We start from the raw sequence: 24,455 nt of genomic DNA on the forward strand, positions 1-24,455 counted from the left end.
GTGGGGTGGGAGACGTCGAGGCTCACTGGCAGGCCTCGCAGGACTCGGGGTTCTCCAGCGAGCAGGCCAGGGCCTCCTCGTCCGAGACGCCCGGCCCCTCGACCGGCGCGGCCGTGGCGACTGGGACTGCGGCCGTCGCGGTGCTGGCGCCGGCGACGGTGGCCTGCTGGATCCGCGTCGCGGGCCGCGAGCGCAGGTAGTAGGTCGTCTTCAGCCCGCTCTTCCAGGCGTAGAGGTACATCGAGGAGAGCTTCCCGATCGTCGGGCCGGCGATGAACAGGTTGAGCGACTGGCTCTGGTCGATGAAGGGCGAGCGGGCCGCGGCCAGGTCGATGAGCGCCTTCTGCGGCAGCTCCCAAGCGGTGCGGTAGACCGCGCGCACGTCGGCGGGGAGCGCGTCGATGCCCTGCACCGAGCCCTCGGCGCGCTTGATCTGCTCGCGGATCTCCGGTGTCCACAGGCCGCGGTCCTTCAGCTCGCGCACCAGCGCGGAGTTGACCTGGAGGAACTCCCCGGACAGCGTCTCGCGCTTGAACAGGTTCGAGACCTGCGGCTCGATGCACTCGTAGCACCCGGCGATCGAGGCGATGGTGGCCGTCGGGGCGATCGCGACGAGCAGGGAGTTGCGCAGACCGTGGGCGGCGATCTGCGCGCGCACGGCCGCCCAGCGCTCGGTCTGGGTGCCGGTGGCGTCCCACAGGTCGGGCTGCAGGACCCCGGCCGCGGCCCTGGTCTCACCGAACGCGGGGTGCGGGCCGTGCACGGCGGACAGGCCGGCGGAGACCTCGAGGGCGGTCAGGTAGATCTCCTCCGAGATCCGCGTCGACAGGTCGCGGGCCGCCTCGGAGTCGAAGGGCAGGCCGAGGGCGAAGAAGACGTCCTGCAGCCCCATCACGCCGAGCCCGACCGGACGCCAGCGCGGGTTCGACGCCGCCGCCTGCTCGCTGGGGTAGTAGTTGATGTCGATGACGCGGTCGAGGAAGGGCACCGCGGTGCGCACGGTCGCACGCAGCGCCTCCCAGTCGAGCTCGACGCCGGCAGATCCGTCGGGGCCGTCCGCGGTGCGGCGCAGGTGCTGGGCGAGGTTCACCGAGCCGAGGTTGCACACGGCCGTCTCGGTGTCGGAGGAGACCTCGATGATCTCAGTGCACAGGTTCGACAGATGGACGACGGGCTTGCCGACGGCCTGGTCGTCGGAGGTCTGGTTGCAGGTGCGGTTGGCGGCGTCCTTGAAGGTCATCCAGCCGTTGCCGGTCTGCGCCAGGGTCCGCATCATCTTGCCGTAGAGCTCGCGGGCCCGGACCTGGCGGACGTAGCGGCCCTCCTGCTCGGCGCGGGCGTAGGCGGCGTCGAACGCGGGTCCCCAGAGGTCGGGCAGCTCGGGCACCTGGTCGGGGTCCATCAGCGACCAGGTCGCGTCGGCCTCGACCCGGCGCATGAACTCGTCGGGGATCCAGTTGGCGAGGTTGAGGTGGTGGGTGCGGCGGGCCTCCTCGCCGGTGTTGTCGCGCAGCTCGAGGAACTCCTCGATGTCGGGGTGCCACGGCTCGAGGTACACGCACGCCGCGCCCTTGCGTCGTCCGCCCTGGTTCACGGCGGCGACCGAGGCGTCCAGGGTGCGCAGGAACGGCACGATGCCGTTGGACTGGCCGTTCGTGCCGCGGATCAGCGCGCCGCGGCCCCGGACCCGCGAGAAGCCGATGCCGATGCCGCCGGCGAACTTCGAGAGCCTCGCGACCTGGTGGTAGCGGTCGTAGATCGAGTCCAGCCGATCGGTCGGGGAGTCCACCAGGTAGCACGAGGACATCTGGGTGTGGCGGGTGCCGGAGTTGAACAGCGTCGGGCTGCTGGGCAGGTAGGCCAGGCTGGACATCAGCCGGTAGAACTCGATCGCCTCGTGCGGGCCGGTGGCCAGGCCGCAGGCCACCCGCAACAGGAAGTACTGCGGCGTCTCCACGACCCGGCGGTTCGAGGGGTGGCGCAGCAGGTAGCGGTCGTAGACCGTGCGCAGGCCGAAGTACTCGAAGCGTCGGTCGGCCGACTCCTCGATCGCGAAGTCGAGCTTGCGGGCGTTGTCCTTCACGAACGCCGCCGTCTCGTCGCCGATCAGGCCCTCGGCGTGGCCGAGGGCGACGGACTGGCTGAACGAGGCGATGCCCTGGTGGCGCACCTCCTTCTCGATGTAGGCCGAGAGCAGGCGCGCGGCCAGCCGGGAGTACTGCGGCTCCTCGCCGATCATCTCCGCGGCGGTCTGGATCGACAGCCGGTCGAGCTCGGCGGTGGTGGCGCCGTCGTAGAGCCCGGAGATGGTGCGGGTCGCGACGCGCAACGGGTCGACGTCGATGAGGTCGTCGGCGACGCGCTCGACGGCGCGCACGATCTTGTTGACGTCGACGTCCTCGGTGTCGCCGTTGCGCTTGCGCACCTGCATGGTGGTGCGTCGCGCCGGTTCGGCGGTCCCGGTGCTGGGGGTCGGGGTGGTGGGCAGGGTGGTGTCGAGGACCGACAAAGCTCTCTCCTCGCGAGCTGGTCCGGAAGGGCCCGGTGCCGCGGAGGAGGGGACGGCAGGACATGCGCGTCGTCGCCGATGCGCACCTGCCGGCCGTCGGCCCTCCCACGAGGCCTCGGACCACCGCACCCGGCGGGTGCGGTGCGCTGGCAGGTCTTCGGACTCGTGGGCGTGCCTGTCGCCAGGCGCCTACTGGCCGTCGCTTCCCGGACCCGGGGGTCCAGTGCTTGGTTGACGGCGGTCGTTCCCACTCACCGCTGCGGGGCAGTCCCGGATTCCCACCGGGTTCCCTCTTGCCTCCTCCGCGCCCGAGGGAGCGGAGGAACCAGCTGCATCAACCACTATATCTGGGAATGACATGGATGTAACTACCCAATATCTAGTGCCTGGTGTCGTGCGGAGGGTTGCGACGTCCGATCCCGGAGCCCCGGGTCAGTCGGTTCCGTCCCAGACCGTGAGCGCGGGGAAGGCGCTGCGGAGCCCGGCGTCCTTGGCGACCAGCCGGGCGTGGTTGGCGATGGCCGCAGCGAGGATGAGGCGGTCGTAGGGATCCCGTTGTGCCCCTGCTTGCGCGGCACGATCGCGGCCATGACGAGCCGGGCGAGCGCGAGGTCGTCCTCCCGGACGCCGACTTCGGCGCTCACCTTGTCGATGACATCGCTGGCGGCGCTGGTGATCCGGCCACGTTCGTGCAGGCTGTGGGCCTGCTGTGAGCCGATCCGGCCCCGCGGGGGAGCCCGGCGCCGGCCGGGTGCGTCACCATGGGGCGGTGAGCGAGCGCAACGTCCTGGGCGGCGAGTTGGAGGAGTGCGGCACCGAGCCGATGACCGGCTTCCACCGCGACGGCTGCTGCAGCACCCGCGGCGACGACCGGGTGATGCACACCGTGTGCGCCGTCGTCACCGAGACCTTCCTGGCCCACCAAGCGGCCATCGGCAACGACCTGTCCACGCCGCGTCCGGAGTACGGCTTCCCCGGCCTGCGCCCCGGCGATCCCTGGTGCGTCACCGCCCACAACTGGCTGCGCGCCCACCACGACGGCGCCGCCGCCCCCGTGCGGCTGGCCGCCACCAACGCCTCGGTGCTGCGGATGATCCCGTTGGAGGTGCTGCGCGAGCACGCCGTCGACGTGCCGGGAGACCTCAGCGGCCTCGACCTCTGAGGCATCGCCGCCGCCCGGTCCCTCACGGTTCGGATCCGGGGCGGCCGGGCCGGTAGCGTCGTCCGGTGCCCGATTCCCGCCCACGCCGTACCTTCGCCGTCATCAGCCACCCCGACGCCGGCAAGTCGACGCTCACCGAGGCGCTGGCGCTGCACGCCCGCGCGATCAACGAGGCCGGTGCGGTGCACGGCAAGGGCGACCGGCGCGGCACGGTGTCGGACTGGATGGCGATGGAGAAGGCCCGCGGCATCTCGATCACCTCAGCGGCGCTGCAGTTCGCCTACCGCGACCACGTGGTGAACCTCGTCGACACCCCGGGCCACTCCGACTTCTCCGAGGACACCTACAGGGTGCTCTCGGCGGTGGACTCCGCGGTGATGCTGGTCGACGCCGGCAAGGGGCTGGAGCCGCAGACGCTGAAGCTGTTCCGGGTGTGCGCCCTGCGCGGCATCCCGGTGATCACCGTCATCAACAAGTGGGACCGTCCGGGCCTCTCGGCGCTGGAGCTGATGGACCTGATCCAGGCCAAGATCGGCCTGCGCCCGACGCCGCTGACCTGGCCGGTGGGCGAGGCGGGCGACTTCCGCGGGGTGCTGGACCGGCGCACCGGCGAGTTCGTGAAGTACACCCGCACCGCCGGTGGCGCCACCCGCGCCCCCGAGCGGCGGATGACGCCCGGCGAGGTCGAGGAGGCCGATGCGCAGGTGTGGGCGGACGCGGTGGAGGAGCACGAGCTGCTCGAGCTCGACGGCGCCGACCACGACCAGGAGCGGTTCCTCGCCGGGGCCACGACGCCGGTGATGTTCGCCTCGGCGCTACAGAACTTCGGCGTGGCCCAGCTGCTGGAGCTGCTGCTCGAGCTGGCACCGGCCCCGGGTCCCACGCCCGGGGTGGACGGGTCGGTGCGGGAGCCGGCCGACGAGTTCAGCGCGTTCGTGTTCAAGGTGCAGTCGGGCATGAACTCCGCGCACCGCGACCGCCTCGCCTACGCCCGGGTCGTCTCGGGCACCTTCGAGCGCGGGATGGTGGTCACCCACGCCGCCACGGGACGCCCGTTCGCCACGAAGTTCGCCCAGGCCGTGTTCGGGCGCGAGACCACCTCGGTGGAGACCGCCGAGCCCGGCGACATCATCGGCCTGGTCAACGCCAACGCCCTGCGCGTGGGCGACACCGTCTACGTCGGCGAGCCGATCGAGTACCCGCCGGTGCCGACGTTCGCCCCCGAGCACTTCATGACCGCCAGCGCCGGCGACATCGGGCGCTACAAGCAGTTCCGCAAGGGCATCGAGCAGCTGGACCAGGAGGGCGTGGTGCAGGTGCTGCGCTCGGACCGCCGCGGCGACCAGAACCCGGTGCTCGCCGCCGTCGGCCCGATGCAGTTCGAGGTGGTCGAGGACCGGATGGTCAACGAGTTCAACTCCCCGATCCGCTTCTCCCGGCTGGACTACCAGGTGGCGCGCCGCACCGACGCCGAGGGCGCGGCCGCTCTGGCGGGTCTGCGCGGCGTGGAGGTGCTGCAGCGCAGCGACGGCACGCACCTCGCGCTGTTCGTCGACCAGTGGCGGGCCACCGCCACCGCCCGCGACCACCCCGACGTCCTGCTCGAGGCGCTGCCCGCCGGCGGTGGCTGACCCGACCGTCCGGTCCCTCGGGACCACTCAGGGGTGAGGAGCGCCTGCCGATGGTCCTGGTGCGAGCGGCGGCCTCCAACGCCGCTCGGACCTGGAAGACCGAAGGACGATCGGATGCACGCTCCTGCCCCCGTCTCGCATGCCCTGAGCCGTGTGCTCACCCTCCTGCTCGCCCCGGCCGTGGCCGTGGTGCGGCGGATGCGACTCACCCTGCGACTGGTGGTGCTGGCGGTGATGCTGCTGGTGCCCACCGGCGTCCTCGCCCAGGCGTTCCTGAGCACCACCAACGGTCAGATCGCGTTCGCCCACGACGAGCAGTCCGGGGTCGAGGTGCTGCGCCCCGCGCTCGAGGCCCTGGCCGCGACCGCCGCCGGCGACCCGGTGGACCTCGGTCCGCTGCGCCAGGCCGTCACCGCGAACCCGGCGCTCGAGCTCGACGCCTCCTTCGCCTCGGTGACCGAGATCGGCGACGCCGCGACCCCCGCCGACCGCGCCCGGCTGGCCACCGCGCTCAGCGACCTCATCGCCGCCGCCGGCAGCAGCTCCTCGCTGATCCTCGACCCCGACCTCGACTCCTTCTTCGTCATGGACGCCCTGGTCGTGCAGCTGCCCGCCGCGTTGACCGCCACCACCCAGGCCGCCGTCGGACCTGCCACGACGACGACGCCGGTCGCCGCAGGTCAGGCCCCAGGCCAGGCGGGGAACGGCCCGGTCGTCCCGGCGGCGGCCACGGGCTCCGCCGCCCCGGCCCGTCCCGCCGGCCAGGGCGGCCCGGGCACGGCCTCGGCCCCGGTCCGGTCGACGCCGGGCGCCACCCGGACCCCGGCGGACCAGGCCGTGGCCGACCAGGCCCTGCTGGCCGGCGCGTTGGCCCGCGCCGATGCCGCCATCACCGCCGACGTCAACGCCGCCGTCGAGGCCACCTCGGCGCTGGGACTGCGCGAGCAGCTGAGCCCCCTGGCCGCCGTGCCGGAGCCGGTCGACGCCCTCCACGAGCACCTGACGGACACCCTGCGTGCCCCCGCCGCGGCCGACGGCTCCGCGGTCGCTGCGGCAGCGACGGCGGCGATCCCCTCGGCCACCGACGCCCTGGACGCCCTGCTGCAGACGCGCGTGGACGGCTTCGTCGGCCAGCAGCGGCTGGTCATGCTGATCGGCGTCACCTGCCTGTTGCTGGCGGCGATGGTCACCCTCGGCGTGATCCGCTCCACCCGCGAGGACGCCGGTCGCACGATCGTGGCCGTCGAGGCGCTCGCCCGCGGCCAGGTGAGCGGCCTGCAGGTGCCCGAGGGCCGCGACGAGTTCGGCGACATCGGCCGTGCCGTCGCCCGGGCCGCGCACACCCTCGGCGAGGCCGAGGAGAAGCTCGCCCGCTCCCAGCAGGAGCGCGAGCGGCAGGCCGCGGAGGCCCAGGCCCAGGCCCTCGATGCCGCCGAGCGCGACCGGGTCGCCGCGCTCGAGCGCGCCGAGGCGGAGCGGCGCACGCAGGCCGCCGAGGCCGCGCGCCAGGCCGAGGCCGCGCGGGAGGAGGCCGAGCGCGAGCAGCGCGCCGCCGCCGAGCGGCTCCAGCGGGAGCAGCAGGCAGCGAACGAGCGGGTCGAGCGGGAGCGGCGCTTCGCCGAGGAGCGCGACCGCGAGGCCGCCGTGCTCGCCGGCAAGGTCGAGGACCTGCTCGGCGTCGTCTCGGCGGCGGTCGAGGGCGACCTCACCCGCTCGGTCACGGTCAGCGGCGACGACGCCGTGGGGCAGCTCGCCTCCGGCGTCGGCAGCCTGCTGGCCACCATGCGCGCCAACATCGCCGAGATCGGCCGCACCGCGGTGCTGCTCGGCACGGCCGCCGACGAGCTGACCTCGCGCAGCCAGGGGATGGGCGCCAGCGCCGAGCAGACCTCCGCGCGGGCCGAGAACGCCTCCTCGGCCTCGAGCCAGGTCTCGGCCACGATCGGTGCCGTCGCCGCCGGAGCCGAGGAGCTCTCGGCCAGCATCGGCGAGATCGCCCGCCGCGCCACCGCCGCGGCCGACGTCGCCCAGCGCGCGGTGGACGCCGCCCAGGGCGCGACCGGGGTCGTCGCCGGCCTCGGCGGCTCCAGCGCCGAGATCGGCGCGGTCGTGAAGGTGATCAGCTCGATCGCCACCCAGACCAACCTGCTCGCCCTCAACGCCTCGATCGAGGCCTCCCGGGCGGGCGAGGCGGGTCAGGGCTTCGCCGTCGTCGCCAACGAGGTCAAGGCGCTGGCGCGCGAGACCGCCCGCTCCACCACCGAGATCGCCGGACTCGTGGAGGCCATCCAGTCCGGCACCCAGGACGCGGTGGGTGCGATCGAGCGGATCACCGGGATCATCGCCGAGATCAACAGCATCCAGGGCGGCATCGCCGACGCTGTGGAGGAGCAGACCGCCACCACCAACGCGATGGCGCGCCACGTGACCGAGGCCGCCGGCGGCGCCGCCGAGATCACCCGCGACATCGCCGAGGTGGCGCGGGCCGCCGACTCCACGCGCTCCGACGCCCGGGTCTCGCTTGAGGCCGCGACGGCGCTGGCCGGCACCTCCGAGGAGCTGCGGGGCCTGCTCGCCCGCTACCGGTACTGAGACCGGGCTCCTCCGGCCCCGGTCAGGCGGTGTCGATCAGACGGCGAGCAGGCCGCGTCGCCCGAGGAAGTCGGCGATCGCCCCGGCGTAGCGCCGGGGATGGGCGAAGCGGAACATGTGCCCGGTCTCGGGGAGGACGACCTCCTCCACGTCCGGGAGTGCCGCGATCATCCGCGCGGTGGCCCGCGGATCGATCAGCCGGTCCTCCGCGGGGGTCAGCGCCAGGGTGGGCACCTGCACCTGCGGCAACCGCCCGAGCAGGTCCACCGAGCGCGCGGCGCGCACCCGCGCCACGTAGGTGCTGGGCGGCGTCGCGGCACGGAACATCGCGACGGTGTCGCGGCGGGTCCAGGGCCGCTCGGCGGTGGCAGCGGCGTCGTGCCGCGAGGCCAGCAGTTGCGCGTGCACCGGCAGCGTGACGCGGGTGTAGACCGGTCCACGCTGCAGACCGCGCACCGCACCGAGCCGGGGCAGCAGGCGATGGAGGGGATCGCTGGCGAAGCCCCCGGAGATCACCAGCGCCCGCAGCCCCGGGGGCCGTCGCACCGCGTGGGCCAGCGCGATCGCGGCCCCGAAGCTGTCGCCGACGACGACGTGGTCCTGCAGGCCCTCGGTCACCTCGGCGAGGGCGTCGGCGTAGTCCTCCATGGAGGAGAGGCCTTCCCGGGAGGCGGGGCGCGACCAGGCGCAGCCCGGCGAGCGGACCGGCCACGGCGTCGACGTCCCAGGGGGCGCCGCTGAAGCAGGGCACCAGCACCGCGGTCGTGACGGGTGGGTGCGACGGGTCGGGCACCGATGCCATCGGCGCACCTCCTCTGCCGAGAGGTTGAGGCTCCGACCGTAGTGCTCCGGCGCTGGTCTGCCCAGGGCCACAGCGGTCCGAGCTCCCACAACGCTCTTCAAAACTAGAACGTGTTCTGGTAGTCATCGTCCGTGGGATTCCTGAAGCAGGACGCGCCGGTCGTCGACTTCGCGGCGTGGAGCGCCGGGTCGCGCTCGGAGAAGATCAAGCCGATGGCCCGGCACTGGGCCGAGGTGGGGTTCGGGGCGCCGGTGGTGATCCACCTGTTCTACGTCGTCAAGATCGCCCTCTACGTGCTCGCCGCGTGGGGCATCGCGGTCGCGACACCGGGCATCGACGGGTTCACCGACGTCGCCGACTGGTACGCCGAGCCGATCGTGTTCCAGAAGGTCGTGCTGTTCACCATGCTCTTCGAGGTGGTGGGCCTCGGGTGCGGCTTCGGGCCGCTGAACAACCGCTTCTTCCCGCCGATGGGCTCGGTGCTCTACTGGCTGCGCCCCGGCACCATCCGGCTTCCTCCCTGGCCCACCCGCGTGCCGCTCACCCGCGGCGACGCCCGTACCCCCGTGGACGCCGTGCTCTACGGCGCGCTGCTGGTGGCGCTGGTGGTCGCGTTGTGCTCGGGCGGCACCGGCCCGATGCCCGAGCTCGGCTCCACCGTGGGCGTGTTGCCGACCTGGCAGATCGCGGTGATCCTCGGCCTGCTCTCCGTCCTGGGGCTGCGCGACAAGACGATCTTCCTGGCCGCCCGCGGTGAGGTGTACGGCTCCCTGACGGTGGCGTTCCTGTTCGCCGAGGCGTCGGGGGTCGACCTGGTGCTGGCGTGCTCGCTGGTGTGCCTGACGATCTGGATGGGGGCGGCCACCTCGAAGCTGACCCGCCACTTCCCGTTCGTGATCTCCACGATGATGAGCAACAACCCGGTGCTGCGCCCCAAGCCGTGGAAGCGGGCGTTCTTCCGGGACTTCCCCGAGGACCTGCGCCCGGGCCGGCTCTCCACCGTCGTCGCCCACACCTCCACCGCGGTGGAGGGCCTGGTGCCGCTGGTGCTGTTCTTCGCCACCGACAGCGACGTCGTGCGGGTGGCCGCGATCGTCATGCTCCTCTTCCACGGCGCGATCCTGTCCGCCATCCCCATGGGCGTGCCGCTGGAGTGGAACGTCTTCATGATGTTCAGCGTGCTGGCGCTGTTCGTCGGGCACCGCGAGCTGGGCCTGGACGACCTCACCAGCCCGTGGCCGGTGCTGCTGTGGGCGGTTGTGACCGGCACCGTGGTGGTCGGCAACCTCGCCCCGCGCAAGGTCTCCTTCCTGCCCGGCATGCGCTACTACGCCGGCAACTGGGACACCGGGCTGTGGTGCGTCAAGCCGTCGGCGTCGGCGAAGATCGAGGCCAACGTCGTGTCGATCGCGAGCATGCCCCAGTCGCAGATGGTGCGGTACTACGGCAGCCCCGAGAACGCCCAGCTGATGCTCTACATGGGCTACGCCTTCCGGTGCTTCAACACCCACGGGCGCGCGATGTTCACCCTCGCCCACCGCGCGATGGCCGACGGCGACGAGGCCGACTACCTGCTCCTGGACGGCGAGCGGATCTGCAGCACCGCGCTGGGCTGGAACTTCGGTGACGGGCACCTCCACAACGAGCAGCTGATCGCGGCGCTGCAGGAGCGCTGCGGCTTCGAGCCCGGCGAGGTGCGCGTCGTGCTGCTCGACGCCCAGCCGATCCACCGCCAGACCCAGCAGTACCGCCTCGTCGACGCCGCCACCGGCGAGTTCGAGCGCGGCCACGTGCGGGTCGCCGACATGGTCGACCGTCAGCCGTGGGACCACACGGTCCCGGTGCACGTCGGGGGCTGAGGGCTGACGGCGGCGGCGTCGCCGCTGTGCCCTCGAATCAGCAGGTGCCGGCGTCGGCCGCGGTGATCGCGCCGGCGGCGGAGTCGTAGATCGCGAACTGCGCGCCGTCGTCGACGCACACGACGTAGGTGTCGGTGTCGGCGTCGTAGGTGTAGAGCGCCGCGATGTCGATGCCGTACGCCTCCAGGGCGGAGTCGGCCTCCGCCTGGTCGGCGGGGTAGGCGCCGATGTCGGCGGCGTAGGTCTCCATCGCGTTGGCCACCGTCTCGGCGCCCTCCTCGACGCCGGTCTCGGTGCCGGTCTGGCCCTCGTCCAGGCCGAGGGCCTCGTTGGTCTGGGCGGAGAAGGCGTCGGCGGCCGCCTGGAGGTCGTCGTCCTCGCCCTTGAGCAGGGTCAGCACGAGGGCGTCGCCGTCGGAGATCTCCAGCGCCACGGGGGAGTCCTCCGGCACGACGTCGCCGCACGCGACGTCGTTGAAGAACAGGCCGAACCGATCGCCCTCCGAGGCCGCGGTCATCGACCGCACCGGGTCGCCCTCGAGCGACTCCACGCACCACGCGCCGTCGTCGGTGGAGGGTGCGGCGAAGGCGTAGCGGTCGGTGTCGAAGGTGACCGCGGCGTTGAGCACCTCGGGGTCGGAGGACTCCGCGCCGGTCGACCGGATCGCCTCCAGCGCCGGCCCGGCCGTGGCGGTGAAGAAGTCGGCGTAGGAGCCCGCGACGGCGTCCGTGGTCGTCGTGGCATCGTCCTCTGCGCCGACCTCCACCGAGGCCGAGCAGCCCGCGGCGGTGAGGGCGAGCAGGGCGACGCCGGACACGGCGGGGAGCAGCAGCCTCATGGCCCCGACCCTAGCCGGGCCCCGCCGATCCGACCCTGGATCCGCCCCGCGTCAGCCCAGCCCGAGGGCCCGCACCGACTCCTCGCGCATCTCGACCTTGCGCACCTTGCCGGTGACGGTCATGGGGAACTCCTCGACGACCATCACGTAGCGGGGGATCTTGAAGTGGGCCAGGCGGCCCTCGCAGAAGGCGCGGACGGCGGCGGCGTCGAGAGTGGGGGCGCCGGGGCGCACGCGCAGCCAGGCGCACAGCTCCTCCCCGTAGCGGGCGTCGGGGACGCCGACCACCTGCACGTCCTCGACGTCGGGGTGGGTGTGGAGGAACTCCTCGATCTCGCGCGGGTAGATGTTCTCCCCGCCGCGGATGACCATGTCCTTGATGCGCCCGACGATCTCGCAGTAGCCGTCCTCGCGCATGACGGCGAGGTCGCCGGTGTGCATCCAGCCCTCGGCGTCGACGGCCTCGGCGGTGCGCTCGGGGTCCTCCCAGTAGCCGAGCATCACCGAGTACCCGCGGGTGCAGAACTCCCCGGGCTCGCCGCGCTGCACGGTCTCACCGGTGACGGGGTCGACGACCTTGATCTCCAGGTGCGGGTGCACGCGGCCGATGGTGGCGGTGCGGCGGTCGAGGTCGTCGTCGCTGCGGGTCTGGCAGGAGACCGGGGAGGTCTCGGTCATGCCGTAGGCGATGGACACCTCGGCCATGCCCATGTCGTCCACGCAGCGCTTCATGACCTCCACGGGGCACACCGAGCCGGCCATGATCCCGGTGCGCAGCGTGGACAGGTCGTAGTCGGTGAAGCGCGGGTGGTGCTGCATCGCGATGAACATCGTCGGCACGCCGTACACCGCGGTGCAGCGCTCGTCCTGGATCGTGCGCAGGGTGGTCTCGGGGTCGAAGGCGGGGGCGGGGATCACCATCGTGGCGCCGTGGCTGGTGCAGCCGAGGTTGCCCATCACCATCCCGAAGCAGTGGTAGAAGGGCACCGGGATGCAGAGCCGGTCGTGCTCGGTGAGGCGGATCGTCTCGGTGACCAGGTAGCCGTTGTTGAGGATGTTGCGGTGGCTCAGGGTCGCGCCCTTGGGGAACCCGGTGGTGCCGGAGGTGTACTGGATGTTGATCGGGTCGTCGGGCGACAGCGTCGCCATCCGGGTCGCGACGGCGTCGGCCGGCAACGGCTCGCCGGCCCGCAGCAGCTCCGCCCAGTCCTCGGTGTCCACCAGCACGACCCGCTCCAGGTCCGGGCACTCGGGCCGGGCCTGCGCGATCATCGCGGCGTAGTCGCTGGTGCGGAACGACGACGTCGCCACCAGCAGCCGCAGCCCCGAGCGCTGCAGCGCGTAGATGAGCTCATGGGTGCGGTAGGCCGGGTTGACGTTCACCAGCACCGCCCCGATCTTCGCGGTGGCGTACTGCACCAGGGTCCACTCCGCGCAGTTCGGCGCCCACATCCCCACCCGGTCCCCGGCCGCGATGCCGGCGGCCAGCAGGCCGCGGGCGACCGCGTCCACGTCGGCGTCGAAATCGGCCCACGTCCAGCGTCGGCCGGTGGCGACCTCCACCAGCGCCTCCCGGTCGGGGTGGGCGGCGACGGTGGCCTCCAGGTCCGCCCCGATCGTGGTGTCCAGCAGCGGCGGCGTCGTCTCCCCGACGGCGTGGGCGAGGGTCACGGCACGGTCTCCCTTGCGCTCGCGGGGCGCGCCGCCCCGACCTGATGTGGCGCGGACCACACTAGGCCGGTGCCGGTGGCGCCGGTCAGCAGGGAGTCGCGGCGAGGGTGACGGCGTCGACCGCGGAGTCGTAGGTGGCCGAGCCGGCCTCATCGCCCACGCACACGGTGAAGGTGTCGGTGGCGGGGTCGTGGGTGTAGCCCTGGGGTGCGGGGAACAGGCCCTCGGTCGGTGAGGCCGTGGCGGCGGCGAGGTCGGCGGGGTAGGCGCCCGTCCGCTCCCGGATCCCGGCCACCGCGGCGGCCTGCGCGCACACCGCGGTGAGCGGGTCGACCTGCACGCCGAGGACCAGCTCGCCGTCCGGCTCGGGGGAGGGCGGCGGGGTGACGTCGTCGCAGCTCAGCGTGGGCGGCGGCGTCGGTGCGCTCGCCGGGGCGTCGTCGTCGGAGGAGGAGCAGGCGACCAGCGCGGCGCTCGCGGTCAGGACGACGACGGCGCCGAGCAGGCGGGGGAGCTGACGCGGCATGGCGGCACCGTAGCCGCCCGTGACCCGGTCGGGACGGTGGATCAGCGCGGCCAGCCGTGGGCGCGGGCGAGCGGCTCGAGGTGCTCGCGCACCTTGGCACGCGCCTCGCCGGCCAGCGGGTGCAGCGAGCGGCCGTCGCGGGCCACCGGCGTGCCGCCGACGTAGACCTCGGTGAGGTTGCGCAGCCCGCAGGCCAGGACGTAGGAGCGCACCGGGTGCCACAGCGGGCCGACGTCGGGCTCGGTGGGGTCGACCACGAGCAGGTCGGCGTACTTGCCCACCTCCAGGCTGCCCACGCGGTCGTCGACGCCGAGCAGCCGGGCGCCGCCGAGCGTGTGCAGCGCCAGCACCGTCTCCGGCATCATGTCGAGCGGCCGGCCGGTCTGCGCGCGCACGAGGAACATGCCCAGGCGCATGTTGGCCCAGGGGTCGGCGAGGTCGGTGCAGGCCTGGTCGTCCAGCCCCATCCCCACCGTCATCCCGGCGGCGAGCATCGCCGGGACCTCGGCCACCCCCGAGGCCAGCCGGCCGTTGGAGGCCGGTTGCCAGGACATGCCGCTCCCGGAGGCCGCGGCGGCCTCGATGATCGCCGGGGTGGTCTGGATGAAGTGGCCGAAGATCATCCCGGGCCCCAGCGCGCCCGCGTCGCGGTAGAGCGCGAACTTGGCCTGCTGCACCTCCACCGCCTCGCGGGTCTCGAGGAAGTGGGCCTGGTTGATCGCGCCGTAGCGCCGCATCGCCTCGACCTCGATCTCGGCGGCGTCGGGCCGGTTGGACCACTGCACGCTGCCCGACACCGCGGTGCGCAGGGCCAGCCGCGGATCGAGCGTGGCGGTGTGGGCCACCACCTCGCCGAACCGGGCCAGCACCTCCTCGGTGTCGCCGACGGCGTCGTCGAGCGGGGTGGAGTTCACGAACCGCAGCCCGGCGTCGGCCTTGGCCCCGAGCTGGCGCAGCTGGTAGTCGACGTCGCGCAGCGCGCCGGTGGTGCGCCGCACGCCGTCGACCATCGGCTCCCAGGGGATGCGTGGGTCGGTGAAGTCGTAGGCCGTGGTGACGCCGTTGGCGAGGAAGTCCAGCGACCCGTGCAGGGTCGTCCAGTACACCGTCTCGGCGGTGGCGTGGCGGATCAGCCCGAGCATCGAGTCGCACCAGCCGTAGAGCGTCTCGCCCACCCCCAGGCCGCGGCTGGCGGAGGTGAACAGGTGGCTGTGGGTGGACAGGAACCCCGGTGCCACGAACGCCCCGGCCACGTCGCGCACGACGTCCTCGGGGCCGGTGAGGCCGGCGGTGACGTCCGGGGGCGCGTCGCCCGCACCGAGGCCGGCGATCACGCCGTCGCGGGCCAGCAGCCAGCCGCGTTCGACGTAGCCCAGGTCGGTGCCGCCCGAGGCGTCGAGGGTGGCGGCGTCGACCGTGATCAGTCGTGCGCCGGTGAGCAGCAGCGCGCCCATGGACAGCCTCCTCCGCCGGCCCGGGGATCGGCCGGCGCTGGCAACGTATCCACGCCGCGGGGCGGGCGGGAGGGCCTGCGAACGACCGTTACGAGCCGTTACGCCGGTGAAACGATCGGATCGGCGGCGCACGCCGAACGGTGAGGTCGCCGACCTTGCCGGGGCACTAGGTTGCGGCGTGTGACGACGACCACCGCCGCCCCCGACCTCGACTCCCGCCACGGCCTGGGCCCGATCGCCGCGGTGCACGCCGGGCTGTTCGTGGGCGGTGGCGTGGCGCTCGCGCTCGACGCCCCCGCGCAGGGGTGGGGCGTGTTCCTCACCGTGGTCGCCTACGTCGTGGCGTTGGTCGTGGTGTGCCGGCGCGTCGGCCGTCCCGACCTGGCGTCGCTGGCCGGGTTCCTCGCCCTGGTCTCGGTCTTCCAGGTGCTGCCCGACTGGGTGCTGGCCGACCTCGTGGGCAGCCTCGCCTTCCCCGACACCGGCGGGCCGCGCGTCGACGACGTCATCCCGCTGGCCATGGCCGCGATGTGGGTGGCGCCGCTGTTCGCCGCCGTCGCCCTCGCCGGTGGCCGCCCCGCCCGCGCGGCGCTGTTCGCCGCCCTGATCTTCGCCGGCGCCGAGGTGCTCGCCCCGGTGCTCGACCTCTGGGAGCCGACCGGCGACACGACCCGCCTGGCCGGCGTCGCCGTCTACGTCGTGCCGGCCGAGGCCGCGCTCGGCTGGGCCACCGCGGTGGCCTTCGCCGCCGTTCGCGAGCGTGCCTGGGCGCCCCGGGCCGCCGCCGCCCTCGCGGTCTCGACCTTCTACCTCGGCGCGCTCGTGCTGGCGCTGTTCGTCATCGACGTGGCGGGGTGGCGCCTCACCTGGTGAGCCGACGGGCCGGCCCCGGCGACGCCGTCGGGGTGACGTCGGCGCGGCGAGGTGTGACCATGGTCCGGCGGGGGTAACCCCACCGGCGCACGATCGTTGATCGTGGTGCTTGACCGTCTCGGGTCGTCGGCTCCGGCCGGCGGCGTCATCGCATCTCGGAGGATCGACATCGTGAGTGCCCACGTGGCGCGGCCCCGCCGTCCCCGCGTCCGCCCCGTCCTGATGGTCGTGGCCGCCCTCGGCCTGACCTCGCTGCCGGGCCCGCCGGCCCAGGCCGCGGCCGAACGCGTGCTGCAGAACGTCGACGTGCGCCTCGACACCGCGGGCGCGGTGACCGGGATCAGCAGCGTGGTGCTGCGCGCTGCGGCCGACAGCACCGACGACCCCGACTCCGACGAGGTCGCCTTCGACCCCTCCGAGTACGCCGACCGGCTGCCGGTGCGGGTGCTCACCTCCTACCGCACCGAGGACGGCCGGGTCGGCACCGACCTCGCCGACCTCGAGGGCGAGGACGGCCTGGTGGTCATCGACGTCACGGTGCAGAACACCACCGCGACCACCCGGTGGGTGCGGGCCGAGACCGCCGCCCGCCAGGTGGAGGCGCCCGCGCTCGTGGGGGCTCCCCTCACCGTCGTCGGCGGGGTGACCCTCGACGGCGACGACCTCGCGCGCGTGGTCACGACGGCCCCCGGGGGCGCCGAGGGTGACGCCGACGCCGCCGTCACCAACGGCGTCGTCAGCCGCGCCGGCGAGGACACCCGGGTGCAGTGGTCCACCTTCCTGGCGCCGCCGCGGCTCGCCGGCACCGCCACGTTCCGGCTGGCGGTGCAGGCCGAGGACTTCGAGCCGCCCACGATCGACCTCAGCGTGCAGCCCGGCCTGGTCACCGACCCCTCCGTGCTCGGCCTGCTCGACACCGTCTTCGGCGACGGCCCGGGCAGCGTCGCCCAGCTCGACACCGACACCCTGGCGCTGGTCGGTCAGATCGACGCGACCCTCGCCGAGGCCGCCACCAACCTCACCGACGTGCAGCGCGCGCTCGCCACGGCCGGCGACGACCTCGGCACCCGCACCATCGACTCCCTGGTCTCGGGCCAGGACCTGCTGCGCACCGAGCTCGGCGGCCTCATCACCGACCTGAGCGACGTCCGCGACGGCGCGACCTCCGAGCTCGACGCCACCGGCACCGCCGTCACGGGCCAGGTCGACGACTCCCTCGACCGGGTGCTGGCCTTCCTCGGCGACCCCGACACCCTGCTCGCCCAGTGGCGCGCCCGCCGCAGCGCCGAGCGGATCGACCGCCGCGCGCCGCGGGCCGACGACGGGTGCGAGGTCGCGGTGCCGACCATCGACCCGCGCGCCCCGATCTACGCCCAGATGCTGGCCATCGCCGACGGTCTTCAGGCCGTGCGCGACGGCGCAGGCGCCTGCCGCGACCGCATCCAGGAGGTCATCAGCACCGGCCTGACCCGCGCCCAGGAGCGCATCGGCGACGCCCAGGACCTGCTCGGCCGCACCCTCGACGACGTGCAGGGCCTCAGCACCCCGCTCGCCGACGCCGTGCGCACCCGCCTGGCGGGTGGGCTGGAGTCGAGCCTGGACCAGCTGGTGGCCCGCGGTGACGAGATCGCCCGCGCCACCGACGTCCTCACCCGCCGCCTGCCCCGCACCTCCAAGGCCGACCTCGACGACGCCGTCGGTGAGCTCGGCGACCTCCTCGGCGACCTGCAGAGCCTGCTCGACCTCACCGGGTCGGGCAGCGACCTCGACTCCGGCCTGGCCGGCGTGCGCGCCGACGCCGTGGCCGGCGCGCAGGCCCTGGTGGGGCCCGGCAGCGTGCAGGCCGACCTCGCGGCCGCGGCCGAGGCGCTGTGCGCGCTGCCGCTCGACCCCGCCGTCGCCAGCGCGGCCACCGACCGCGACGCCGTCGTCGCCCGGCTGATCGGCGAGGACTGCGCCGGCACCGCGGTGAGCGGCGGACCCGCCCCGGTGAGCGCCGGCATCACGGCCGCCTCCGAGCTCCTCACCGGCATCGCCGACCGCATCGACGACCCGCAGCCCGCGCCCGACCCGCTGCGGATCATCCGCAAGGCCCTGCAGGGCGCGTTCACGGTGGCCAGCGGGGTGCGCACCCGGCTCGACTCCACCAAGGGCAGGCTCGACACGGCCCTGAGCGGGCTCGGTGACGAGCTCGACACCCTGCGCGACGCCGTCGACGCCGTCGCCGTGGTGGACGACCCGACGGGCACCCCGCTCACCGCCACGGTGGTGGACGGCGAGTGCGTGCTGTCCGGAGGCGGCTCCGGCACCGCCGCGATCGACGTCCTCGAGCGCGACGCCCGGCTGCTGCTGTGCCGCCAGCAGCTGATCGACGCCACGCTGGAGGACGGCCTGACGGCCTCCACCACCGAGCTGCGCGCCGCCACCGCCCAGCTCGACCAGCCCCGCGACGCGCTCGGCGCCCTCGACACCGAGCTCGACGGCCGCACCCGCGCGGTGTTCGCCGACCTGTTCGGCTCCCTGGAGCGCACCCGGCGCGAGGTCCTCGTGTGCCGGCTCGGCGCCCAGATCGAGCGGCAGCGCGACGCGCTCGGCGATCCCGCCGACACCACCGGCGCCGGCGCCGTGCAGCGCCAGTGCCCCCGGGTCGTCACCGAGGCCGACGGCACCTCGGTGCGCCAGGGCGCGACCGCCGGGATCGACGACGCCGTGGCCTCCTCGATCTCGCTCATCGACACCCGCATCTCGGCCTCCACCGGCGACATCGCCGACACCCAGGCGCGGCTGGTGACCAGCCTCAGCGGCGTGCTGCGTGCCATCGGCGACCCGCAGGGCGGTGGCACCGGGCTGCTCGACACCGTCGCCGACCAGGTCGACTCCACCGGCGTCGCGGCCGCCGACCTCGCCGACGCGGGCGCACGGGCGGGTCGCTTCGGCTCGGTGCGGGAGCAGAGCCTGCTCGGCCTGGCCCAGCAGCGGGAGGCCGACCGACTCTCCCGCGAGCTGGTCGACGAACTGGGCCTGTTCGGCATCACCGCACCGGCCGGCAGCACCACGCGCGTGGTCTACACCTTCTCCCTCGGCCCGGACGGCGACCGCTGATGCGCCGTCGGATCGCGGCCACGGCGGCTCTGCTGCTGGTCTGCGGCGGACTCGCCGCCTGCAGTGACGACGACGAGCAGGTCGGCACGCCCCGGCCGCCGTCGCCGGTGCCCCTGACGGGCAGCGCCGAGGGCGCCGACGGCTCGGCGGGCGGTCTCGGCGAGGAGGAGCCCGTCCGGCTGGGCGTGCTGGTCTCGCTCACCTCGGCCTCCGGCGAGGGCGCCGACTACGCCACGCGCGGCAGCGCCGCGGCGGGCGGCGCCTGGGTGGCCGCGTTCCGCTACGGCCTCGGCGGACGGACCGTCGACCTCGTCGTGCGCGACGATCGCGGTCGCTCCTCGGATGCCGTGCGCGCAGTGCGCGACTTCGCCGACGCCGACGTCGCGGGGATCGTCGTCGCCTCCGGCGGCGCCCACCTCGCCGACGCCCGGGCCGCGACCACCGGGGCCGGCCTCCCGGTCGTGCTGCCCTACGGCGGCACGCCGGCTCCCACCCTGCCCGAGGGCGTCTGGGAGACCGGGCCCTCCCGCGACCAGGTCGCCGCCGCGCTCGCCACGGCCGCCGCCGACCAGGGCGTGCGACGACCCGCGGTGCTCTGGGAGGGCGAGGAGCCCGAGATCCCCGACGCCGCGGTGAGCCTGCCCGTGGGCGCCGGCGAGCGCGACCCGGACGCGGCGGTCCGACGCCTGGCGCGGCTCGCCGAGGCCGGCCGCATCGACGGTGTGATCGCCACCGGCGGCGCGCCCACGCTCGCCGACGTCGTCGCCGCGGTGCAGGGCGAGCTGTCCTCGCTGCCGGTCCTGCTCGGTCCGGCCGCCACCACCCCGGCGTTCGCCGAGGCCCTGATCGGTCCCGACGGCCGCGGCACCGCCGCGGGCCCGCTGTCCGCGGTGGGGGTCGACGCCACCGACGCCACCACGCTCACCGCCGGCGCCGCGGGCGACGCCGCGGCCGCCTTCTTCGCGGGGCAGCGCCTGGCGGCGTCCGGAGGTGTCGCCGACGACGTGCTGGGCGACTTCGCCTCCTTCGGCTACGGCGCCGACATCGCGAGCCACGACGCCGTCGTCGCGCTGGTCACCGCCGCCGAGCGGGCCGGCAGCGCCGATCCCGCCGACGTCGGCGCCGCGCTGAAGGGCGCCACCCTCGACGCCGGCAACGGCCTCGCCGGCCCCGCCCTCGACTTCGGCGACGCCCGGGCGCTGCCCGACGACGCGGTGCGGATGCTCAGCCCCACGGTGCAGTCGCCCGGGGTGCGCCCGGTCCCCGTGAGCGCCGACGGCGGTGCGGCACCGGTGCTCCTCTACTGGATCCCCCAGCCCGACTCCCGGGGGTGAGCGTGGGGGATCGCGACGCGCACGAGGACGACCCCGCGCCCTCGCACGCCCTCGGCAGCCGGTACCGGCTGGTCGAGCAGCTGGGCTCGGGGGCGATGGGCACCGTCTGGCGCACCCAGGACCGCCTCGGCGGCGGGTTCGTCGCGGCCAAGCTGCTGCGCCCCGAGCTGACCCACGACCCCGACCTCGTCGGCCGGTTCGTGCAGGAGCGCGCGATCCTGCTGAGCCTGAGCCACCCCGCGATCGTGCGCGTGCACGACCTGGTCGTGGAGGGCGAGCGCCTCGCCATCGTGATGGACCTGGTGGAGGGCGGCGACCTGCGTCGTCACCTCCGCACGGCCGGCACGATGCGTCCGGCCGAGGCCGTCGACGTCGTGTGTGCCGTGCTCGACGCCCTCGCGGCCGCCCACGCGGGCGGCTGCCTGCACCGCGACGTGAAGCCCGACAACGTGCTGCTGGCCCCCGAGGGCGGGTCGCTGGCGCAGCGGGTGCGCCTCACCGACTTCGGCATCGCCCGGCTGGCCCAGGACTCCTCGGTGCAGGCCACCGGGCTGCTCGGCACCCCGGGCTACATGCCGCCGGAGCTGTTCGCGGAGGGCCGGTTCGGCCCGGCCTCCGACGTCTACGCCTGCGGGATCATGCTCTACGAGCTGCTGGGCGGACGCACCCCGTTCGCCGGCCAGGGCACCGCCCACACCGTGGGCTTCCGTCACATCACCTCCGCGCCGCCGCCGCTGCCCGTGGCCCCGGCGCTGTGGGCGCAGGTGGCGCGGATGCTGGCCAAGGACCCGGCCCAGCGCGGCTCGGCCGCGGCCGCGGCCGGGATGCTGCGCGACCTGCGAGCCGGGATCGGGGAGGACCCGGCGGTGCCGCGCCAGCCGGAGCCGGTGTCGTGGGCCCCCTCCCCTGACTCGATGCCGCCGGGCGGCTCCTGGCCCGGCTCCTGGCCCGGGCCCCCGCCCGTCGGCCCCCCGGGCGGCGGCCGGACGGTCGTGCGCGGTGCCGGGGTGTCGACCGGCGGTGTGCCGAGCGGGGGTGTGCCGAGCGGCGGCGTGCCCAGCGGGATGCCGAGCGGTGCGTGGGGGCCGCCGCCCCCGATGTCGGCGCCCCCGGCGCCGGTGCGACGTTCCCGCGCGGGCGTGCTGGCGGCGGCCGCGGCCGCGGTGGCGGGCGTCGTCGTGGCGGCGGTGCTCGTCGGTGGCGCGCTCGGCCGCGACGGTGCCGGGGCCGACACCGCCTCGGTCGGACCCGACGATGACCCCCGCCTCGCCACGGGCCTGGTGATCGGACACGCCGCCCGCCTCGACGACGGCGAGGTCACCTACACCGCCACCCTCAGCGCCGGCCGGGAGCCGTTGGCCGGCCGGGTGCTGCTCGCGCTGCCGCTGCCCACGCAGGCCTCGTGCACCTCGTGGTTCCGCAGCGACGACGTCGCCCTGCAGGTGCCCGGGGAGACCCGCACGACCGCGCGCTGCGCCGGCGTCGTGGACCTCGACCTCGACCCCGAGGACCGCACCGAGGTGTCGGTGCGGTTCACCCCCGACTGGGACGCCGCCCAAGCCGCCACCCGGCTGGCGGACTGGGTGTCCGACGTGCGCGCCGAGACCACCGAGGCCCTCGACGGGCTGGCTGACGCCGACACCGACTTCGCCGCCCAACGCCTGCAGGGCCTGTGCGTGGAGTTCAGCCCCGACCCCGTGCGCACCGGCGACACCGCCGAGGTGGTGCTGCATCCCGACTGGGGCCGGGGCTGCGCCGACGCCGTGGTGCTCTACACCAGCTCGCCGGTGGAGCAGCGGCCCGTCATCGACGACGTCAGCCGTGGCCGCGACGCCGTGGTGCTCAACACCGGGGGCTGCTCGAGCGCGCGGGTGGTGCGCACGCGGGTGGCCGCGGAGTCGACCGGGTCCTGCGAGGTGACGGTGAGCCTGGGCCGCGAGGGGCTCGCGGGCACCGGCACCCTCGACGTGCTGCGCTGACCCGCACGGGCCCGGGGCACCCTCCCCTGTCCGGGTGGGTTCGGCGTCGGGCGGCGGGGACAGGGTGGAGGGATGACCTCCTCACCCGACCCCCGACTCGACCCCGACGTCCTGACCCGCGAGGGCCTGAGCGAGCAGACCGTCGCCGCCGTCGGCAAGCTCTCCGAGGCCTTCGAGACGGTGGAGGCCGCCCGCGGGCACCTCTACCAGTTCCACCGGCTCTCCGGACGGGCCGACCTGCTGGCCGGCGAGGCGGTGGAGGAGCTGCGCGAGGCGGGGCACGCCGACCTCGCCGACCGCCTCGACCGCGAGCTCATCGGCCTCAACGTGCTCGCCGGCCGCTGGACCTTCCAGATCGTGGAGGAGTACGACGACGGCTACTACGCCACCTTCCGCGGCTTCGACGAGGAGTCGCTGGGGCTCGTGAACGGCCACCGGCACCTCTTCGAGGCCGGCCTCAAGCGCGAGCGCCGCACCGAGGGCCGCGCCGGGCACGAGGCCGACCCCTCCCAGGTCTGACGCCGGGCAGGCACGACGACGGATCGGGCCCGGGGCCACCGGGTGTTCACCCGCCGGTGGCCGGGCCGCTCCTGACGCTGTGGTGCGTCGGGGCGCACCCTGGCCGGGTGGACCCCACCGACCGCCTGCCCACCGAGATCGACGCCGCCGCCAGCCTGGCGTGGGCACGGTCGGTGGGTCCGATGCTCGCGGCCTCCCCGATCGTCGTGGCGGGCGCGTTCGTGCTCGGAGCCGTCGAGGGCTGGGTGTGGGGGCTGGTGCTCGTGGCCGGCTGGTTCGGGATCAGCGTGCTGACCGGCCGGCGGCGTCAGTCCGCCCGTGTCGCGCGGGCGAACAGGTCGTCGTAGCCGCGCTGGTAGACCCGCCAGGAGCGGCGGGCCGGACCGGCGTCGGCGTCGATCTGGGCGATCACCTCGTCGCGGTCCAGCGAGGGCAGGGAGAGGTTGTCCGAGCCGGTGGAGATGATCCGCCGCCGCGTGCCGTCGGCGTCGATCCAGCTGACGAGCGTCAGCTTGTGGTGCACGTACTCCTCGCCGAAGTCGCCGGTGCCGAACTCGACGCCGGCCTCGCGCAGTCGTGCCACGACGACCTCGGCGACGTTCCGCACCACCACGCGCACCTGCGCGCCACCCGCGACCAACCGGGCGAGTCGCGGCACGATGCTCGCGGCGCGCTCGCCGTAGAGCGAGAGCTGGGCGATCTCGACGGTGGTGGTGGGCGCGGCCGGCAGGCGGTCGAGGAGGCGACCGATCGGCTCGTCGGCCAGGGTGAACCCGGGGGAGAAGAACAGCCGGACGTCGCCGAGGTCGAAGGTGCGCGCCGGGTCGGGCACCGGCCGGTCGCGGACCTGCTGGCGGAACATCGTGCTGACGGTGTCGAAGACGTCGCGGCGCCCGACGAACGCGTACACGTCGTTGTACTCGTCCTGGCAGGCGTAGTCGACGTTGGCCGAGCCCACGATGCTCACCCAGCGCGAGGCGCCGGTCTGCGAGAACAGCCAGGTCTTCTGGTGGGTGTACCCGCGCTTCCCGGCGCCGCGGGCGGTGGCGTCGATCCTGGCCAGGAAGGAGTCGGCGGACAGGTCGTCGCCGATCTCGGCCTCGAGGATGTCGTCGGCCTCGCGGTCGTCGTGGAACTTGTCCTCGATCAGCACCTGCACCCTCACCCCGCGGCGATGGGCGGCGACCAGGGCGTCGGCGACGTCCTCGCGCGTGAGCACGAACAGCACGAGCCGGATGGTGGCGCCGGCCGGGGTGTTGTCGATCGCGTCGAGCAGCAGGTTCGTGGCGTGGCAGGTCTCGGTGCCGGGTCCAGGGGGCTGGAGGGTGACCCCGGGCACGATCCGGAAGGCCGGGTCGGGCGCGGGACGGTCCTGGGAGGCCCGCGGGTCGTCGTCGCAGCCGGCGAGCAGGGAGGCGAGCAGGGGAACGAGGAGGAGCAGGGACGCCGCCCGGACGGCGCGTGACCGTCGGCGGGGTCGGGTGGTCGGGGTCCCCGAGGACATGGGCATGCGGTGACGGTAACCGCCGCTCGTGCGCGAGCGCCCGCGCGGCCCCCGGCGTGGCCGCAGGTACTAGTACCCCCGTCCGATGGCGACTCGCACC

18 protein-coding genes and 1 riboswitch are annotated in these 24,455 nt (G+C 74.4%); of the genes, 11 read left to right on the forward strand and 7 right to left on the reverse strand.

Going from position 1 to position 24,455, the window contains the following annotated elements; translation table 11 throughout:
- Positions 1-22 precede the first annotated feature (22 nt).
- Complete coding sequence (locus ACERUJ_RS01460) at positions 23-2,509, reverse strand: ribonucleoside-diphosphate reductase subunit alpha (protein ID WP_370246655.1); 2,487 nt, start codon at positions 2,507-2,509, stop codon at positions 23-25.
- 130 nt (positions 2,510-2,639) lie between these two features.
- Positions 2,640-2,854: riboswitch (cobalamin riboswitch) on the reverse strand.
- A 212-nt stretch (positions 2,855-3,066) separates the two neighbouring features.
- On the opposite strand from ACERUJ_RS01460, the gene ACERUJ_RS01465 reads away from it, so the two are divergent.
- The 4 genes from ACERUJ_RS01465 to ACERUJ_RS01480 all read left to right on the forward strand — a co-directional run bounded on the left by ACERUJ_RS01465 (position 3,067) and on the right by ACERUJ_RS01480 (position 7,894).
- Positions 3,067-3,222: a hypothetical protein gene (locus tag ACERUJ_RS01465; protein WP_370246656.1), complete on the forward strand. Its 156-nt coding sequence runs from the start codon at positions 3,067-3,069 to the stop codon at positions 3,220-3,222.
- A 56-nt stretch (positions 3,223-3,278) separates the two neighbouring features.
- A complete protein-coding gene (locus ACERUJ_RS01470; protein WP_370246657.1) occupies positions 3,279-3,671 on the forward strand; it encodes a DUF2237 family protein in 393 nt (130 codons plus the stop codon).
- A 65-nt stretch (positions 3,672-3,736) separates the two neighbouring features.
- Positions 3,737-5,302, forward strand: coding sequence for a peptide chain release factor 3 (locus tag ACERUJ_RS01475; protein ID WP_370246658.1), 1,566 nt, complete (start codon positions 3,737-3,739; stop codon positions 5,300-5,302).
- 114 nt (positions 5,303-5,416) lie between these two features.
- Positions 5,417-7,894 carry a methyl-accepting chemotaxis protein gene (locus tag ACERUJ_RS01480; protein WP_370246659.1) on the forward strand — a complete coding sequence of 826 codons (2,478 nt, stop codon included), beginning with the start codon at positions 5,417-5,419 and terminating at the stop codon, positions 7,892-7,894.
- Between the two features lie 36 nt (positions 7,895-7,930).
- Here ACERUJ_RS01480 and ACERUJ_RS01485 read toward each other — a convergent pair whose 3' ends face one another.
- On the reverse strand, positions 7,931-8,785 hold the full coding sequence (locus ACERUJ_RS01485; protein ID WP_370246660.1) for an alpha/beta fold hydrolase: 855 nt from the start codon (positions 8,783-8,785) through the stop codon (positions 7,931-7,933).
- A gap of 42 nt (positions 8,786-8,827) precedes the next feature.
- On the opposite strand from ACERUJ_RS01485, the gene ACERUJ_RS01490 reads away from it, so the two are divergent.
- A complete protein-coding gene (locus ACERUJ_RS01490) occupies positions 8,828-10,555 on the forward strand; it encodes a DUF3556 domain-containing protein (protein WP_370246661.1) in 1,728 nt (575 codons plus the stop codon).
- A 37-nt stretch (positions 10,556-10,592) separates the two neighbouring features.
- Here the strand turns inward: ACERUJ_RS01490 and ACERUJ_RS01495 are convergent, their stop codons facing one another.
- The 4 genes from ACERUJ_RS01495 to ACERUJ_RS01510 form a co-directional block, all read right to left on the reverse strand.
- Entirely contained in the window at positions 10,593-11,393 is an 801-nt protein-coding gene (locus tag ACERUJ_RS01495) for a hypothetical protein (RefSeq protein ID WP_370246662.1), read from the reverse strand.
- A gap of 51 nt (positions 11,394-11,444) precedes the next feature.
- A complete protein-coding gene (locus ACERUJ_RS01500; protein ID WP_370246663.1) occupies positions 11,445-13,064 on the reverse strand; it encodes an AMP-binding protein in 1,620 nt (539 codons plus the stop codon).
- 85 nt (positions 13,065-13,149) lie between these two features.
- Positions 13,150-13,590, reverse strand: coding sequence for a hypothetical protein (locus tag ACERUJ_RS01505; protein WP_370246664.1), 441 nt, complete (start codon positions 13,588-13,590; stop codon positions 13,150-13,152).
- Positions 13,591-13,631: 41 nt separating this feature from the next.
- Positions 13,632-15,044 (reverse strand): amidohydrolase family protein, encoded by a 1,413-nt coding sequence (locus ACERUJ_RS01510; RefSeq protein WP_370246665.1) that lies wholly within the window; start codon positions 15,042-15,044, stop codon positions 13,632-13,634.
- Between the two features lie 180 nt (positions 15,045-15,224).
- Here ACERUJ_RS01510 and ACERUJ_RS01515 point away from each other — a divergent pair, with 180 nt between their 5' ends.
- The 6 genes from ACERUJ_RS01515 (at position 15,225) to ACERUJ_RS01540 (ending at position 23,198) form a co-directional block, all read left to right on the forward strand.
- Positions 15,225-15,917: a hypothetical protein gene (locus ACERUJ_RS01515; RefSeq protein WP_370246666.1), complete on the forward strand. Its 693-nt coding sequence runs from the start codon at positions 15,225-15,227 to the stop codon at positions 15,915-15,917.
- Positions 15,918-16,088: 171 nt separating this feature from the next.
- Positions 16,089-19,019 (forward strand): hypothetical protein, encoded by a 2,931-nt coding sequence (locus ACERUJ_RS01520; protein ID WP_370246667.1) that lies wholly within the window; start codon positions 16,089-16,091, stop codon positions 19,017-19,019.
- The gene (locus tag ACERUJ_RS01525) at positions 19,019-20,353 is read left to right on the forward strand and encodes an ABC transporter substrate-binding protein (protein ID WP_370246668.1); all 1,335 of its coding nucleotides are present in this window, start codon (positions 19,019-19,021) and stop codon (positions 20,351-20,353) included. The genes ACERUJ_RS01520 and ACERUJ_RS01525 overlap by 1 nt, the downstream gene beginning before the upstream one ends.
- Positions 20,350-22,332, forward strand: a complete 1,983-nt coding sequence (locus tag ACERUJ_RS01530) for a serine/threonine-protein kinase (protein ID WP_370246669.1) — start codon at positions 20,350-20,352, stop codon at positions 22,330-22,332. The genes ACERUJ_RS01525 and ACERUJ_RS01530 overlap by 4 nt, the downstream gene beginning before the upstream one ends.
- Before the next feature lie 72 nt (positions 22,333-22,404).
- Positions 22,405-22,851 (forward strand): hypothetical protein, encoded by a 447-nt coding sequence (locus ACERUJ_RS01535; RefSeq protein ID WP_370246670.1) that lies wholly within the window; start codon positions 22,405-22,407, stop codon positions 22,849-22,851.
- Positions 22,852-22,958: 107 nt separating this feature from the next.
- On the forward strand, positions 22,959-23,198 hold the full coding sequence (locus ACERUJ_RS01540; protein WP_370246671.1) for a hypothetical protein: 240 nt from the start codon (positions 22,959-22,961) through the stop codon (positions 23,196-23,198).
- Here ACERUJ_RS01540 and ACERUJ_RS01545 read toward each other — a convergent pair.
- Positions 23,159-24,361, reverse strand: coding sequence for a phospholipase D-like domain-containing protein (locus ACERUJ_RS01545; RefSeq protein WP_370246672.1), 1,203 nt, complete (start codon positions 24,359-24,361; stop codon positions 23,159-23,161). The genes ACERUJ_RS01540 and ACERUJ_RS01545 overlap by 40 nt on opposite strands.
- Between the last annotated feature and the right edge of the window lie 94 nt (positions 24,362-24,455).

It is taken from the genome of Nocardioides sp. (assembly GCF_964228225.1).
Taxonomy (GTDB): domain Bacteria; phylum Actinomycetota; class Actinomycetes; order Propionibacteriales; family Nocardioidaceae; genus Nocardioides.

Bases quoted from the DNA above. Each gene is read 5' to 3' on its own strand.
- ACERUJ_RS01480 (WP_370246659.1), top strand. From the start codon at position 5,417: ATGCACGCTCCTGCCCCCGTCTCGCATGCCCTGAGCCGTGTGCTCACC.
- ACERUJ_RS01510 (WP_370246665.1), bottom strand. From the start codon at position 15,044: ATGGGCGCGCTGCTGCTCACCGGCGCACGACTGATCACGGTCGACGCC.
- ACERUJ_RS01525 (WP_370246668.1), top strand. From the start codon at position 19,019: ATGCGCCGTCGGATCGCGGCCACGGCGGCTCTGCTGCTGGTCTGCGGC.
- ACERUJ_RS01535 (WP_370246670.1), top strand. From the start codon at position 22,405: ATGACCTCCTCACCCGACCCCCGACTCGACCCCGACGTCCTGACCCGC.
- ACERUJ_RS01495 (WP_370246662.1), bottom strand. From the start codon at position 11,393: ATGAGGCTGCTGCTCCCCGCCGTGTCCGGCGTCGCCCTGCTCGCCCTC.
- ACERUJ_RS01545 (WP_370246672.1), bottom strand. From the start codon at position 24,361: ATGCCCATGTCCTCGGGGACCCCGACCACCCGACCCCGCCGACGGTCA.
- ACERUJ_RS01505 (WP_370246664.1), bottom strand. From the start codon at position 13,590: ATGCCGCGTCAGCTCCCCCGCCTGCTCGGCGCCGTCGTCGTCCTGACC.